Origin of the sequence: Bifidobacterium sp. ESL0800 (assembly GCF_029395355.1) — a bacterium.
In the GTDB taxonomy this organism is placed as follows: domain Bacteria; phylum Actinomycetota; class Actinomycetes; order Actinomycetales; family Bifidobacteriaceae; genus Bifidobacterium.
In genome coordinates, this window is record NZ_CP113913.1 from 263,052 (window position 1) to 279,571 (window position 16,520).

Annotated in this window: 9 protein-coding genes and 1 pseudogene; 7 read left to right on the forward strand and 3 right to left on the reverse strand. The window is 48.6% G+C overall.

All coding sequences use genetic code 11. From position 1 onward, the window contains the following. The first annotated feature begins 270 nt into the window (after window positions 1-270). Complete coding sequence (locus tag OZX75_RS01115) at window positions 271-4,980, forward strand: DEAD/DEAH box helicase (protein WP_277146424.1); 4,710 nt, start codon at window positions 271-273, stop codon at window positions 4,978-4,980. 145 nt (window positions 4,981-5,125) lie between these two features. Here OZX75_RS01115 and OZX75_RS01120 read toward each other — a convergent pair whose 3' ends face one another. Continuing rightward, window positions 5,126-5,974 (reverse strand): nucleotidyl transferase AbiEii/AbiGii toxin family protein, encoded by an 849-nt coding sequence (locus OZX75_RS01120; RefSeq protein ID WP_277146425.1) that lies wholly within the window; start codon window positions 5,972-5,974, stop codon window positions 5,126-5,128. Further along, on the reverse strand, window positions 5,971-6,576 hold the full coding sequence (locus OZX75_RS01125) for a type IV toxin-antitoxin system AbiEi family antitoxin domain-containing protein (RefSeq protein ID WP_277146426.1): 606 nt from the start codon (window positions 6,574-6,576) through the stop codon (window positions 5,971-5,973). Before OZX75_RS01125 ends, OZX75_RS01120 begins: the two co-directional genes overlap by 4 nt. Before the next feature lie 79 nt (window positions 6,577-6,655). On the opposite strand from OZX75_RS01125, the pseudogene OZX75_RS01130 reads away from it, so the two are divergent. The 3 genes and pseudogenes from OZX75_RS01130 to OZX75_RS01140 all read left to right on the forward strand — a co-directional run. Continuing rightward, a pseudogene (locus OZX75_RS01130) lies at window positions 6,656-6,952 on the forward strand (helicase-related protein); the annotation flags it as partial. 27 nt (window positions 6,953-6,979) lie between these two features. After that, window positions 6,980-7,936: a restriction endonuclease gene (locus OZX75_RS01135; RefSeq protein WP_277146429.1), complete on the forward strand. Its 957-nt coding sequence runs from the start codon at window positions 6,980-6,982 to the stop codon at window positions 7,934-7,936. 101 nt (window positions 7,937-8,037) lie between these two features. Then, window positions 8,038-9,297, forward strand: a complete 1,260-nt coding sequence (locus OZX75_RS01140) for a hypothetical protein (RefSeq protein WP_277146430.1) — start codon at window positions 8,038-8,040, stop codon at window positions 9,295-9,297. 28 nt (window positions 9,298-9,325) lie between these two features. Here the strand turns inward: OZX75_RS01140 and OZX75_RS01145 are convergent, their stop codons facing one another. After that, window positions 9,326-9,661, reverse strand: coding sequence for a nucleotide pyrophosphohydrolase (locus tag OZX75_RS01145; RefSeq protein WP_277146432.1), 336 nt, complete (start codon window positions 9,659-9,661; stop codon window positions 9,326-9,328). Window positions 9,662-9,829: 168 nt separating this feature from the next. Between OZX75_RS01145 and OZX75_RS01150 the strand changes: the two genes are divergently transcribed. The 3 genes from OZX75_RS01150 to OZX75_RS01160 are packed head-to-tail and all read left to right on the forward strand — an operon-like array spanning window position 9,830 to window position 16,194. Next, a complete protein-coding gene (locus tag OZX75_RS01150; protein ID WP_277146433.1) occupies window positions 9,830-12,082 on the forward strand; it encodes a DUF2075 domain-containing protein in 2,253 nt (750 codons plus the stop codon). A gap of 36 nt (window positions 12,083-12,118) precedes the next feature. After that, the gene (locus tag OZX75_RS01155; protein ID WP_277146434.1) at window positions 12,119-15,190 is read left to right on the forward strand and encodes an SIR2 family NAD-dependent protein deacylase; all 3,072 of its coding nucleotides are present in this window, start codon (window positions 12,119-12,121) and stop codon (window positions 15,188-15,190) included. 53 nt (window positions 15,191-15,243) lie between these two features. Then, entirely contained in the window at window positions 15,244-16,194 is a 951-nt protein-coding gene (locus OZX75_RS01160) for a zinc-binding dehydrogenase (protein WP_277146435.1), read from the forward strand. Window positions 16,195-16,520: the final 326 nt, after the last annotated feature.

The following is a 16,520-nucleotide window of genomic DNA, read 5'->3' on the forward strand; positions in this document are numbered from 1 at the left end:
TTTCCGGATTTTGTCGGCTTGTCGATTTTGTGTCCCGTGTTGATACCCGCTGACCCGATATTCGTCCGATACCTGATTTCGCTTTCAATGATCTTTCTCTGGACCGATTCGGCAGCCAGACGAAACGGTATCTCGCCGAATTACGAAAAGGGGTAAGATAGAAGTTTGCGGTCTTTGATATCGGAGATATCTGATAATGGTATTTTCGGCATTGCAACCAGCGTCAGACAAACGACAGGATAGCGGCGAAAGCGAAAAGGGGAACGCGATTTGGATTGGCATGCGTCGGTGTATGGGTCGAGGACCGGCAGCTCTGGGGGATTCGGGCTTGGTGCCGGTTCCGGCGACGATACGTTCGGCGGGATTGCTGATCCTGACGGCGGTGTGACTTTCGGTGCCAACGAACCGGCCGTGCCCGAAAAAGTCTTGCGGCAGCGTGGCGGCAAGAGTTTCTATCGTGCTTATGAAGTCATTTCCAGCGGACGGATGCACGATCTGACCTGCACGCCGGGCGAGGACGGCACGCTGTTGGCCGCGTCCGTGGAACCTGCCGACGAATTCGCCGACGATTACGCTGTGAGCGCCCGCATCGACGAGAATCATGGCGAGATCATCGATGCGGACTGCACCTGCCCGGCGTTCGGCCGTTTCGGCGCGATTTGCAAGCATGTCATCGCACTGATTATGCAATACAACGACACGCCGCAGAAGTTCGAGGAACTCGGCAACGGCGTGGCCGCGTCGGGCTCCCGGGGCAATAGCGGGGTAGGCGCTCGCCGGCAGAGAGTCGTTCGCCGCACTTCGCGGGTGTTGCGCTCTTTTATGGAGCAGGAAGATTCGGCGCTCGCCGAACAGGCCAAGAATCGACAGCTCGATCTCTTGAAGGAGGTCAGCAGCCGCGCTTCCGGCGATATCGGCAGTGGGGTGGCCTTGAGCCGCCACATGCCGATCGGCTCAGTTGTGCTGCGCCCGATGCTGGAGAATTCGGCGCGCGACTGGTACCTGCGCCTGCATATCGCGGTGCCGTCCAAGGGCATTTCCTACGTGGTGAAAGATGTGCGTGCGTTGGTCGAGGCCGTGCAACGCCGCGAATTCGTCACTTACGGCAAAAAGCTTGCGTTCGTGCATTCCCGCGATTCGTTCGACGAACGTTCGCGCTCGATTCTGGCTATCCTTGGCCGTGCCATCGAGATCCGCAAAAGCGTTTCTGGCGATTATGAGTTCTACCAGAGCAAGGCGGAAGCCCAGGAAATGCGCCTCTCCGACGACGAGACCGCGGAATTGCTGGATTTGTTCGTCGATGCTGATGTGACATTGGACTACGTACCGGCCCACGGCAGCTTCGCGGCAGCCGTACCTGTTCGCGTGGTCGATGGTGACCCTGATCTGGGTCTGGAAGTCGTTCGTGTCGATGACGAGGGTGACGACGCTGGGAATAGCGGGAATCCGCAGGCTCGGCAATCTTTGGGACAAAAAGATAATAATCAGTCTCAAAAATACGGTTATGTTATCCGTCATGCCCTTAATATCCAAATATTCATTATCGGACGCGGCTCGTCGTTCGTGGTGGTAGGCAGCCCTGCAGCCGGTCATTCTCTCGATTTGGATACTCCTGAAATCCATCGTTGTTCCAGCGTGATGACCACGAACCGCAATCTGCTCGGAGTGCTTTGCGCCGGCGACGAACGCGGGGATCTGTATTTGAGCAGCGATGATATCGAAGAGTTTTCGCGTACGGTGCTGCCCGCGCTCGACCCGGTTCCTGCAGACGGCGGGAAGGGTGGCGAGAAGATCAGCGATGCCGGCCGTGCTGGCGATGGTGACAGCGCTGATAACGCGAATGGTGCAGGTAACGCTGGCGATGGTGATAATGAAGGCGAAACCGGTCATGCCGGAGAAGTCGACAATCCCGGTAGCGGCGTTAACGGTGATGGCCGTGTTAACGACGGTAACGATGCTGACGATAATGGGAATAACAAGAGTTCCGTATCCGACGGAACCGATGCCGGCCAATCGTTGCAAGGAGCGACAGCTGGACCTGTTGCATCTGGTTCATCGCAAAACTTAACAGACGCAATCCCCGGTTCGGCATCCGTGGTGAGCGACGACCTGACGCCGGCCACCTCGCGCGGCACCTCCCACCACGGCATCGCCGTCAAACTGCCTCCTGAGCTTATCAAAATGCGCCGTGTGCCCTGCCATATTGAAACGTATCTTGACCGCGACCGCAAGGGTATCACCTGCGACGTGCAGGCCAGGTACGGCGATGAACGTTTCCATGTCTTCTCCGGCATCGGTCCGAACGAACCGGTCGCCCGCGATCGCGAAACCGAGCGTTTGGCCGTGGAGGCAGTGCGGCAGTACTTCCCGATGCCCGACGGTCCGATAGCGCGCATCGACGAGGACAACGACAAGGCGATTTACAAGCTTTTGAACGAAGGACTGCCCGTTTTGCGCGGGCTGGGAGAAGTGTTCTCCACGCCGAGTTTCGACGGGCTCACCTCCTCGCCGCATCCCGTGTTCAAGATTGGCTTGTCCATCAAATCCGGGCTGGTCGAGATCTCGCCGATCGCCGACGAAATCGACCCGTCCGAAGTACCGGCGCTTCTGAACAGCTATCGCAAGCGTCGCAAGTTCCACCGTCTGCGCAACGGTGCCTTCGTCAATATGGCTGACGTCGACACCAGCAAGCTCGACGAGGTCAGCAGTGATCTGGGGCTGAAGCCGGTCGATTTGGACTCCGGGGCCGTTTCCGTGCCCGCCTACGAGGCCTATTACCTTGATAACGAGGCCGACGACGAAGACAAAAGCGACGAATTCCGCAGCTACCTGAATGATCTGCGTGTCATCGACCCGAAGACCTACAAGGTGCCGAAGTCGCTCGCGCACGTGCTGCGGCCGTATCAGGTCGAAGGATTCCGATGGCTCAATGCCGTGGCCGACAAGGGTTTTGGCGGCATCTTGGCCGACGAGATGGGCTTGGGCAAAACCGTGCAGATGCTTTCATATCTGGTTTCACGGCGGAGTGAACAGCGCCAAATCGGCCCGAATCTCATCGTCTGCCCGGCGTCGCTGGTCTACAACTGGGCTGCGGAATGCGCCAAATTCGCTCCGGAGCTCAACGTGCAGGTGCTGGCTGGCTCCAAGGCCGCCCGTCGCGCGACGCTTAAGAACACCAAAGCTTGGTATGAAGGACGGAAAGCGTCTGGAGTCAGAAGCTTCGGACCGGCGACTGGGGAGTGGCACGGTAAAGCCGATTATTCCGATTCAAATAGCGGTAATACCGAGCTTCTAACTGTTCATCAGAATGTTTCCGGGGCGCAGCAGGCAAGTTTCGATATGGCGATGGATGATGTTGACCTTCTGAGCTGCAATCAGATGCTCGCTGGTTCTGGGGGCACGGAGCCACTGACTTCTAATCTGCAGGTTGCAGGGGAACGGCTGGCCGATAGCTCCTCGGTTTCCGCGGCTCGCGTCGGCAATCCCGTTGTATCCGCTTCGGGTGATGACGGCTGGCAGAGTGCCGATAGCCCGCAACCGTTGGATGACGATGACATCGCTGCTTCACAGTGGGTTGCGCCGGACGTATTGATTACTTCATACGACCTGCTGCGCCGTGATATCGACGATTACGATGGTCTCAAATGCTATTGTATGACACTTGACGAGGCGCAATATATCAAGAACCACGCCACTAAGTCCGCCCGCGCGGTGCGAACTGTGGCCGCGCGGCACCATTTCGCGCTGACCGGTACGCCGATTGAAAACCGGCTTTCCGAGCTGTGGAGCATCTTCGATTTCCTGATGCCTGGCATGCTCGGGGCCTACAAGCATTTCCGCGACCGCTTCGAGATGCCGATCCTTTCCGGAGACGAGAACGCGCAGCGCAAGTTGCAGGCGTTCGTCGGCCCGTTTATTCTGCGGCGCCTGAAGTCGCAAGTCTTGAAGGACCTGCCCGACAAGATCGAGAACGTGCTCACCGTCCAGCTCGAGGGGGAGCAGCGCAAGCTGTACGCCGCGCTCGAGCAGCAGCTGCGCGCCACCTTGAACAAGCAGCGCGACATCGAATACAAGACCGGCAAGATCCAGATTCTGGCCCAGCTCACCCGCCTGCGCCAGGCCTGCTGCGACCCGCGGCTGCTGTTCAGCAATGTCGGTAGCAACGTCGTCAAGAAGGATGCGCACGTCTGGGGCATGCCTAGCCGCGAGACCGAGCGCGCCGACGACGAGCCGATTGACGAGTATATCGACGAGCTCAGCGAGACCGCCGATGCCTCGGCGAACGCGATTGTTGGGAATGGCGGTTTATCCGGAGCGGGTAGAGGCTCAGCCAGTGGTTCGGATGCATCGATGGCATCGAAGACCGATGCCTCCGGCAAAGCTGTTGGTGACGGCGATGCGGCAACTATCACAGGTAAAGCCGCAGGCAAGGCGACTGCCAAACCACGTAAGGTGACTTCCGCGAAGCTCGACGCCATCGAAGAGCTCGTCTCCAGCTGCCAGGACGCCGGCCGCAAGATGCTGATTTTCTCCCAGTTCACCAGCTTCCTCGACCTGATTGCCGAGCGCCTGCGCAAGAACCATGTGGCCTACAACGTCATCACTGGTGCCACCCCCAAGCGCAAGCGCCTCGAGCTAGTCGACCAGTTCAACGCCGACGATACCCCGGTGTTCCTGATTTCTCTGAAGGCCGGCAACACGGGCCTGAACCTCACCGGCGCGTGCGTGGTGGTGCACGCCGACCCGTGGTGGAACGCCGCCGCACAGGAGCAGGCCACCGACCGTGCCCACCGCATCGGCCAGACCCAGGATGTCAACGTCTACCAGATCGTCGCCAAGGACACCATCGAGGAGCGCATCCTGAAGATGCAGCAGTCCAAGTCCGACCTGGCCCACCGTTTCGTAGACAAGGCCGGCACCGGCTCTGCCACCGGCATCTCGAACCTCACCAAGGACGATCTGCTGCAGCTGCTGGGGTAAACGTATGATACCGGGGTACGCGAGCGAACTGCTGCTAGCGTACCTCGTGTTGTTTTTGGAATTTTGCAATTAGCATAAAAACATTAATAGTTGTGTCTAAATATGCCTGAGTTTCTTGTTATTCAGTGTAAGGCCGTTATCTAGATTATAAATTGGCCAGATTTCCTAAGGCAAGAACACTGTTGATGGTGTCTTCGAAGCTTCTGCCGATTGCGTAAGGATTCGCCTTAATATAGGGTTTCCAGATGGCCTGTCGAAGGTACTCCGAGCTTTGAAGCGTGGAGCAGATTTGCCGGTAATTATTGATTTCCGCCAAGGATTCGCGATGGTTGGCTGTATTGGTTATTGCTTGGCGGAGGGTAAGGGGATTGAGGTTTTGGCCATAACGACGATATAGAATGTCCAGATCGTAGAAATCTCGAGCTCGTCCATTCTCTGTGCCACGACGCATGATAGTTTCGAATTTCTCAGCGATAAGGGTTTCGATGGGATAAGCCTTAAGTCGGATTGTCTTGTTCTCGAATAGCGTTTCATACCCATAATCGATAGGTTCGGGAGTAATGGCATCTCCGGTTGTTAGGTCTAATTTCAGAGGTGCGTCAATACGACCGAATTGTGCGCGCAGATGTGCTCTGAAGTCGGCATACATATCCTTCTGTCGAATGGGGTCCAATCGTTCGAACGAGAATGAGAACCCGTCACCCAAGTCAATGTCGCAAATCTCTTTGATGACTTGTGTGAGATGTGTTCTTTCCATCTTGATTCCAAGGATGGTTGCGTCCAGATCCATGGTCGTACGGCTGGAAATTCCCGATAGGGAGGAAACAAGCAAGCCGCCCTTGATGATGAATTTATTCGAATAAACGCTACGGGACAGGCGTTCAAGAAAGTGGTCGAAGATGACCATTTGCAGCACTTCCTGCGCCGACAGATGGTTCTTCTGTGCCAGATTTCGTACTTTGCCGCGTAGGCTGGCGTCCTTGATTTTGGTCATAGCAATACCTCGGTGTATCTATGCAGCTCTTTTTCTACTTTTAACAGTTTCGCATATTGTGACAACTTTTTCATGTTGAGTTTTGGATCGGAAAAGTAACGTTTCAGAGCATCGGTAAAAAGCTGGATGTCAATGCTGTTTGAGTTTCTCGCTTTGAGGGCGTCGCAGATACAGCGTTCTTTGTCATAGGTCGGTACCATATTCCCTGCAGGCGTTTTTGCTTTGCTCAGCCCTATGGAATATTTTTCTTTATTTACTGTATGGAAATTGATATTCGGGAATTCTTTGTGTGCGGTGCGTGGCATATATCCTTCGGGAACGGTCAAATCGATGGTGTGTGGCGTGCGGTCGCTGAGACCATGCAACCAGAGTGCCGTGCCGTAAGAGATGATGCATCGCTTCCAACGTTTGGTGATTGTTGCTAGATCATCGATAGGGGTTTCTGGAATCGACCAGATTCCACGAGTCTCGTTGACTATTTCGCCTTTCTGGGCCAAGTAAGTCAGAAATCCTGGCGAAAATCCGGCGTTGACTATCTCGGAAGTGGAGAGGGTACCGCCTCTGGCGTTCAGCATCCTGAGTAGTTTATCGGTACGTTTCATGAGTTCCTTATTGTAGTTTGTACAAGAATATTTAAAATATATTGTATATACTACAATATCAAATCTACATGATGATGAAATTAGTGTTGGTAACACGGGCCTGAACCTCACCGGCGCGTGCGTGGTGGTGCACGCCGACCCGTGGTGGAACGCCGCCGCGCAGGAGCAGGCCACCGACCGTGCCCACCGCATCGGCCAGACCCAGGACGTCAACGTCTACCAGATCGTTGCCAAGGACACCATCGAGGAGCGCATCCTCAAGATGCAGCAATCCAAGAGCGACCTGGCCCACCGTTTCGTCGACAACGCCGGCACCGGCACCTCCGCCGGCATCTCGAACCTCACAAAGGACGATTTGTTGCAGCTGCTGGAATAGGGATTATCTAAAGGTATTATTTCATTTATGACTGATTCCGACGTTAGTGACAAGCTCATCAAACTCATACCGGTTTTGAAGGCGCATGCGATACCGTTGGCGATAGCTGTTGCCGGCATTATTCTGGTTGTCCTGTTGCTTCGCGAATTTTGGCAGCTATGGCTGAGGGGAAGAGTGCGCAAAATCTGCAACGTTGAAGTGCCTAAAGGAGTGAGAATCAGCCATTCGCGGGACGCTAATGAAATCGGCAGTTTTGTTTTGAATTACCCATTCTGGCGATTCGCCAAGAAGAATGGCACCGCCGATCGGCGGCATTCAAACAATAAAATCTGCAAGCCGAAGAGCACGCTCGAAGTAGCCGGGTTTTCATTCAAATCCAAGAATCCATTGACCTTGTACGGCCTTGTACTCGACATGCGGCGTAACGGGAATTCGATTGGTTATTCGCGTTCGGAATCTTTTAAGCGCCAGCGGGCAGTCCAGCGGGTCAAGGTGCGGCAACGCGCCACTTCGGTTCAGGCGATTGTCGACAGTTTCTCGTCGCAGCCTACCGATTTCGAGCTGTTCTGTGCTGATCTCTATCGGCATTATGGTTACCAGGTTGCGGTTACCCAGTCCAACAACGATGGTGGTTTTGATTTGAAAATGACCAAAGATGGTCACTCATACATTGCGGAATGCAAGTGCTTCGAGCCCTATCGTCATGTCGGTCTGCCGCTTTTGCGCAAGCTTGCAGGTGCCAATGAAATACAACATGCGCAAGGTCTGATTTTCATTACGACAAGCACCTATACCGCCCAAGCTGTCAAATATGCGAATGAAGCCGGTATCCAACTTGTCGACGGCAGCACTCTGGTCCAGATGTGTCAGCAAGCCTGGGGCAACGCTCTCCCACAGCAAGCCATAGATCCGAGATCTTTCGAGCTGACAGAAGGCGATTTGCTAGCCAATATTCCAGCGGATATGCAGTACAAGTTTGCATGACAGCGTTTGTTTGACGTTTAAAATACGCTTTTGCCAATTAGACAGAGATTTTATCAAATTCTTAAAAGATTATGACAGGTTAATATAGAGGAGCTTCGATAATGGCGGAAGATAATGTTCAAAATTATGACAATGCGTCTGATTTGCCTTCTGTAGTGGAGCTGCGAGCTCAAGTTAAAGCAATGCAGGTATTTGAATTATGTCCAGGAAAAGCTGGACGAATTGTCAGGGAAACGATTAAAAACACTGAGAAAAATATTGATGAACTAGTACATTTAGTAGATAAGTTTTATAATCTTCTTGGAAACAGGAACTGGATTTTTAGTGATTCGTTCCCCATCAGTGATGTAAAAGAGATTATTAATACAGATAATCCCGATGTTGCAGAAAAACGATTAATTGATTGGTATTCTTCACGCGAGCATATCGAATTACAACTGAGAATGGTACAGTCGAATCTCAATGTTAGAGAACGAATGCCATTGATTAGAAAAGCAGTAGATGATTTCTGTGATGGCAGATATTACAGTACAGTTTTTATACTTATTTCCCAGGTCGACGGTTTAGTTAATGATACTGATCCTAAAAAGCGGCGTGCCTTGTCGGCTCGTGAAAGTGATGACATGAAAGCGTATGATAGTGCGACTGCGGTTACAGAAGCGTTGCCAAGGATAAGTGAAATATATAGAAAAGGGTTCCATAAATTTTCTGGTGATCAAGTGCATGATTTATATAGAAACGGAATCATGCACGGTGAATTGATTGATTTTGACAATGTTATAGTTGCTACAAAAGCGTGGAATTTGCTATTTGCGGCTACTGATTGGGCTAAAGCTCAAAAAGAGCGAGCTCAACAATTAGCGAAACCTGCTCAAGACCCTGTAACTTTCCAAGATTTAATAAAGCTATTTGAGAAAAGTAGAAAAAATCAAGAGAGTGTGGACAAATGGAAACCCTATGAGACAGGTACTGAGGAGGAAAACCCTGATCCCAGTGGAATTAGGAAAGATAGTCGTTATTTCTTTAGTGGTTGGGAACAGAAAAACTATCGGAAAATAGCAGAACATGTAGCTAATCCTACAGAGAGAAGTATTGGTCGATTGACTTTGGAAGTTAAAGAAGAATACGCGAGTCATCCGATTCAATCGACTCATATTTTAAAAATTGAAAATGTGGCTGGAGCTTCTGCGTTTGTAACTGTGGAGCTTGAACCAGGAAATGGTGATAAGTATCAAACTCGGCTTCAATGGATTCGTGTTAAATCCATAGAGGATTATGATACGGCTTTTCCTTATGAGGATGGCACTTGGATGCTTATTCGTTGGAAAGTCGATCCTTTTAAACCGAATGCAAATATGTGATTAAGTAAAATCTTAATGAATTATTGTTTTACTGGTGTAATTGGCGATATCTTTTAAAGTTATTTTTTACTTTTTTGACGGGATATTTAGCTTTTGTTTTCTCAAGTTTATCTATGATAATTTCATCCATGTCGCAATCCAGCTTTTCGGAGAGGTCAATGCAATAAGTCAGAACGTCGGCCAGTTCCTCTTTGACGTGGTCGATATCAGGATTTGCGACATCCGGCGACCATTGGAAGCATTCGAGCAGTTCGCCGGCTTCGATACTAATGGATTTGGCGAGGCTTTCGGGTGAGTGGTATTGGTCCCAGTCACGTTTGCGATTGAAATCTCGGATTGCTTGAATGGTGAATTCACTGATCATGCTTAACAAGCGTACTCGGTTTGCTTTGGAACGACGACAAAGAAGTCCTGATGGAATTACCTTTTATAAGCTGGCGTAGAGAGTTACGCACATTTTTAAATATGAATAATTCTTTTGCATCGGAGTGTCGCGACGGAAAAGCTAGCAGTATTGCGCAATAATTGATACATGAGAAATGATGTTCAAGAGCCGATCATTGTGAAGTTGCCATATGGCGATGCGGATTCCGAAGATTTCAAAGCTGCGACTGTGCTGCATAAGGATTCTCGCGATTCCATAGTTGAAGGCATGTTTTTACAGCAGAAGCCTGAGCTGATGCACTTCGTGCTTGGATATCCGACGGTTTATGTAGTAAGTTCCAATCCTGAAGACAAAGCCGTCTGGGAGAATAAACACACAGGGAAACTCGAATATACCGTTTACGTAGGTGAGACGAACGACATTGTTCATCGTACTTCTCAGCATCTTAACGACGATCCGAAAACGCGAGAAGATTGGGAGTCGGTTGCCCAGGCTGTTGAGAAAGATAGCGATTCGTATTTGCAGTATGTCATCGGGCATCCGGAATTCAACAAGTCGTTGACACTGGACGTTGAGAATCGTTTCATGCACTATATGTCGAGCACGGATTCGGTTAAAAAACTGATTAATGGACGAACGAATGCACAAGGCGATTATTACACGGAGAAGGATTTCAACAAGTTTTTCTCCAAGATTTGGCTTGAGTTGCATGATGATAATCCGGAACTTTTCCCGGCAGAGCAGATTATCCGTGATTCTGCTTTGTTCAAGGCTTCGCCGTTTCATAAGCTCAGTCATGAACAGATTGAGGCTGAGGAATCAATTTTGGCACAGCTTTCGGCGATTTTGGCGGATAAAAGCGTTGAGGCCCAAGGCAAGGAACAAAAGCCGAAACTTATTTTTGTGGAGGGTGCTGCAGGTACCGGAAAGACAGTGTTGCTGAGCCATTTGTTCTATCGCATTTATACGGAAGTCGAGGATGCGCGGGCTCAGCAAGCCGATGTAGAAAACAAGCAGGCTGAATCACAGCGGGCAGATAAAGACTATCCTGCGTATATTTTGGTAAATCATAACGAACAGGTCACTGTCTACAATCAAATTGCTACCAAGCTGGGTTTGCAGAAGAAGTTTGATCAAGTAGTGATGAAGCCGACCAAGTTCATCAACCGTTTCAGTAAGCCCATGCATGGCAGCAAGGGTCGTGGCGATCCCAATAAGCCTGACGGTAAGGCCGATATCGTATTGGTCGATGAGGCGCATCTTCTGTTGACGCAAGGTGACCAGGGATATTCGGGTAAGAACCAGCTTTATGATTTGTTGCGTCGAGCTAAAGTGGTCATCGCTGTTTTCGACCCGAAGCAGATTCTTCAAGCCAAGCAGAAGATGAATGCCGCGACTTATCAGCAGCTTTTTCCGAAGAAAGAAATTGAGAACGGAAGCCAGACGCATACTGGCAAGATTGAAGCTGCAAAAGTTGTCGAACTCGGGCCGGATGAAGATTTACCGCCTCTGAAAACAGATGTTGCGCATATTCGTATGGAGCATCAGTTCCGTATGGCTGCCAGTCAGGAAATGATTGATTGGATTGACGATTTTGCCGACAACGGGCATATTGGCAAGCTGCCGGTCGATCCAGGTGAACGTGATCTTGAGGCAGAAGCTAAAGCCGGAGATGGAAAGATTCGTTGGAAGCGTAAGCCTTATGAAGTCAAGGTTTTCGATTCGCCCGTTGAACTATTCAAGGCTATTCAAGAGAAGGCCGAGCTGAAGCCCGATGGATGGAATGGTCAGGGTCTTTCACGTGTGCTTGCGACATACGACTGGAAGTATTCGTCTAAATCTCCTAATAGCACCGACCCAAATGGCTTCTGGAATGTAGAAATGTATAGTGACGCTGATGGTCTTTGGAAGTATGGTTCAAAGCCGGGTCTGCCGAAATTCAGTCCGATCGAGTATACCGAAGACACGGATACGTTCACCAAGAATGGTTATTACAAGCATTGGAAAAGCAGAACGACGGAGGATTACTTCTGCCAGCCGTGGAATTACCAGCTCACTGATCTGACCGAGTCAAAGCGAGTGGGCAATGAATTGGCGTGGGCCGAGCAGCCGCACACCATCAATGAGATAGGTTCCACCTTTACCATTCAAGGTTTCGATCTTAATTACGCCGGCGTCATCATTGGCCCGTCAGTAGGCTACAAGGATGGCCACATCACTTTCGATCCAGACGAGAGTGCCAACTACTTGGCGAAGCCCGATCGCAAAGATTTAGGCGATACGTCAGCCGAAAATCTCTTCCGAAATGAGTTAAGTGTCCTCCTTAAGAGAGGTGTTCATGGGTTGTATTTGTTTGCAATGGATAAGTCGATTTATAAGGAATTAAGTCAAAAAATTTAGTGTCGTATTCGTTTAACGGGGAAGGAACTTTCGGTGATGGTCAGAAAAATTATGAATGAAAAGTTAAGTCGTGATGCATGTTTTGTTGTTGGGGCAGGACTAACGTCAGCTGCTGTGGGCAAGGATTCGCCCTTAGCCTCATGGACGAACCTTATTCAAGACGGTATAAACCATTTAGAAAAAATGCGAGACTTAGACAAATCTGGTGCCGCTGCACTTAGAACTCTGCTCTTTGAGGCTGATGACAGCTCGTCTCTATTAGCTGTAGCTGATTTATTAAAAGATTCCTTTAACTCACAACAGGAATTTCGGAACTGGCTTTCAGCATTGTGCAAAAATGAGAAGATAAACAATAGTAATCTCATTGACAAGTTGCTTTACTCGGGAAAGATTATTATTACAACAAACTATGATGACATCCTTGAACGACGGGCAATCGATATTGGAATAGATGTAGTGAGTTTGACTTGGCGTGATGTTGGAAAAGTTAAATTGGCTTTTTCTAATGAAGAAATGTGTATTTTCCATATTCATGGATACTATAAAGATCCTGCGTCAATTATTTTCACTTCTGATGAATACGAGAAATTAGCTTCGTCAAACGGAAGCGAAATTTTCCAATCTCTTTTGATGACACGTCAGTTGATTTTCTTAGCGGTTGGCGAGGGGATACGAGATTTAGATTTTACTTCACAGTTTGAGACTTTCATGAATTTTGCTGAAACCGGAGAAAATAACGATTTGTTTTTGTGCAGTTCTCGTGATTTAGGAAAAAGCCAAATTATATGTAAAGATTATCAACTTCAAGTAGTCCCGTATGGAAACCGTTATACTGAATTGCCTCAATTCATAGATAATTTACTGTTACAGAGTCAGCGTGAACAGCAGGATCTAAATATAGAAAAACGATTAGAAAAAGGTACAGGTGATTATAAAGAGATTTTTTCAATTAAAAATGGGGCTGACTTAATATGTCCTTGTGGGTTTATTCGGAAGCGACCTACGCTTTTTTCTACTGAAAAAGAAAGAAAAAAAGATTACGAAAGTGGTGCTTTTAATCGAATATCTTCGAAGGAAATAATCAAATGTAAGCCTTCGGTAATTCTGATTTCTGCACAAGGGGTTAATTCTGGTCTGACAACAGCACTTTTGACTATTGCAGCTGAAAATCATGATAAAACTAAAAATGACATTATCAATTTATCATACAAAACTTGTTCTAATGATCTTGAGTCAGCGATTAATGAAAGATTGGCAAGGCCTGGTGTCGACCCTAAGTCGCTTCTTATTACAATTGATGATGTATTAACTACCGATAATCAGAAAAAGGCTTCAATTCGTACAGCGAAATCGTTTCTAAAAAGTTTAAAGAGTATCCAGCCTTTCAAATGTTTTCTTGGCTGTAGAGACAGTCAGCTTCAAGAAATTTTTCAGTTATTAAATGAGTGTGGCATCGAATATTCAACATATTATCTAGATTCAGTACGTAAAAAAGATATCAATCGCTTGGCTAAAGTATGTTTGCATGAATCCACTGAAGATGGAGATAACTATGCACAGATTGTATACGACACAATGGGAAGAATGAATCTCCCTAGAACCTATATGAATGCAGAATTATTGTTGTCTATTGTTAAATCAAGTCCAGATATTGTTGCTACTGCATCGTCCCAAGCAATTCTTCTGCAAGCCTTTTGTGATAAGTTAGCTAAACTTGTTGGGGATCGTATTCTAGGGACTAATATAACGCCTAGAGATATTCATAGGGTTCTTGCTAAAATTGCTGAAACAATGATTCGTAAAGATGTACAAGTAATCGAAAAAAGTGAAGTTAATCGAATAGTTGTAGATTTTTTCAAAAAGCAAAATATCGAGACCAATTCAGACGACTTTCTCAGTCTTCTTACACAAGTTCATATTTTTTCAGAGTTTAACGATAAAGCTACTAAACATGACATGTTGCTTTTTTCCAGGGCTTCGTATCTTCTGTTATATGGTGCTCTTTTCGTAAAACCATATAACATAGGTAAATCAGGTGAAGAATTTTTGGATTATTTATTATCCAATAGTTTGCATTATGCAAATGTGATTGAAATGTTCACCGAACTTGATGGCACAAGTAGTAAAGTTCTTAAAAACGTGGTTGTTGAATATGAAAAAGTTGAGAAAGAATATTTGGGGAAAGTAAAAGTTGATTTTTCTGAGATAGCTCCATCTGACATTTCTGATAACGCGGAGATGGTAGATGGTCGTGCAATGGATCCAATAGAGGCTGAAGCCGAAGCTGATTCTTTATTGGATATTTCGAATGGTTCCCAATTTTTAGTTGATCAAGTTTTTCAAGCCTCTGACTCCGATGATTTTAGTCAAAAGGGAATTTACATTTCTACTGAAAAATTTAACGATTCGTTGGAAGATAAATGGTTTTTTGTTCTAAATTTTTTATCTTTGATAACGAAATGGTCAAACTATCTTGATGAACAGGATGACTGCTGGAGAAACGTTGCTTTACAAGAAATTGTATACGGCTGGGGAATGTTCTTTCTGCTTTATCGTAATTCCCCAGAGGCGAAGAGGGCTCTTTTATCTGCTATTAAAAAGATAAGTGCTGATGAAAAACCGATTGATTATACAGATTACCAGCTTTATTCGTATATAGAAGCGTCTTATTGGTCCTTTCTTTGTATGGAGATTTCAAACAACCTAGCTACTGAGAGGCTTGGTTCCTTAATAAACGATATTATCTCTATAAACCAAGAGTGCTCGGATTATAAAACTCGCTGTCCCAATATTCTTTCTTGTTTTATCTTTATACTTGCGACTCGGCCAAATAAATGGAAGGAAATATGTAACTCTCTAATTAAAAGTATGTCTTCCATATTAAATCAACCTATTTTATTTAAACTGATTAAAAATTTATTGTCGCAAATGTACATAACTGGTTTTGATTTGCAGAATCGTTTAATGGATGATCGAGATCTTAACGGGATTCTTTCTCTATTCGATAGTTTGCAACTACCGTCTGATAATGAGAACCGTGGGTTGGATTTGAAAAATTTGAAACTACAAAGGAAGAGATATCAGTCCAAAAAACCTATGGAAGAATGATATAAAATATTAAGAGCAGCTTTCTTCAATAAATGATTATATTATCTATGTCTATGAAAGCATGGAGATTTTACGGGACTAACAAGCCGCTGAAGCTGGAAGAGGTGCCGGAGCCGCGTGCCTTGGCCGGCGAGGTCATCGTCGACACGAAGGCGGTTGGGTTGTGCCACACGGATGTCGGGTTCCTCACCGATCCGGGCTGGATGAAGGGCCACACCGTTCCGTTCACGCTCGGCCATGAGGACGCGGGCGTCATCAGCGAGGTCGGCGAGGGCGTCGAAGGCTTCAAGGTCGGCGACCGTGTCGCAATCTGCCCGACCACTTCGGCCGGCACTCCTGGTGGTGGCTTCGACGGCGGCTATGGTGAGAAGATCGCGATCGGCGCGCAGGCGCTGGTGCCGATTCCCGCTTCGGTCGACTTCGTCAAGGGTGCGGCGGCGACGGACGCGGGCATGACCTCGTACCACGCCGTCGCCACGCGCGCGGCCGTCAAGAAGGGCGAGGACGTCTGCATCATCGGCGTCGGCGGGCTGGGTCAGATCGGCGCTCGCGTCGCGTACTTGCTCGGCGCGAACCTCTACGTCGCCGAGGTCAAGGAATCCGCGTGGCCGATGGCCAAGGATCTGGGCGCCATCGACGTGAAGAAGTCCATCGACGAGTTCGCGGTCGAGGGCGTCAAGTTCGACAAGGTCATCGATTTCGCCGGCTTCGGTACCACCGCGGCCCAGGCGGTCGAGGCGTACAAGACGCACGGCACCGTCGTGCTCGTGGGCATGGGACGGCTGGAAAGCACCATCAACACCAAGGCGCTCATCATGAGCCAGGTCAACCTGCTCGGCTCCAACGGCGGCACGAAGGGCGACATCGCCGGCGTCTACAAGCTCATGGAGTCCGGCGACCTCGACCCGGTCACCACCAAGATCTCTTTCGACGAGATTCCCGAAGGCTTGAAGAAGCTCCAGGCCGGTGATGTCCGCGGTCGCTTGGTCGCGGTCTACGAGTGAGCGAGTTGATTCTTGGTTCCAGGCTCTGCTAAAGTTGTTAACTGATTAAGCTGGGCAGTGTCCAGTTCGCGAAGCCGCCGGTCGATGCAGCCGGCGGCTTCGTGCTTTTTGGCCCGGGGCCGCAGACGGATTAAGGATCTGAGGTTTTATCGGTTAAGTAAACGGCAGTGATTGAGGCAGAGCAAGAGTGCGTTGCGTATCAGACGAGAAATCGATACTCCATTTGTGGTCTATAACACGATTAGTGAAGTATCTAAGAAACATATTCCTCGGCAGATAGTGAGACTGACTTTTTGTAACCTTTAGCGCGACAACTGAAGCACTGA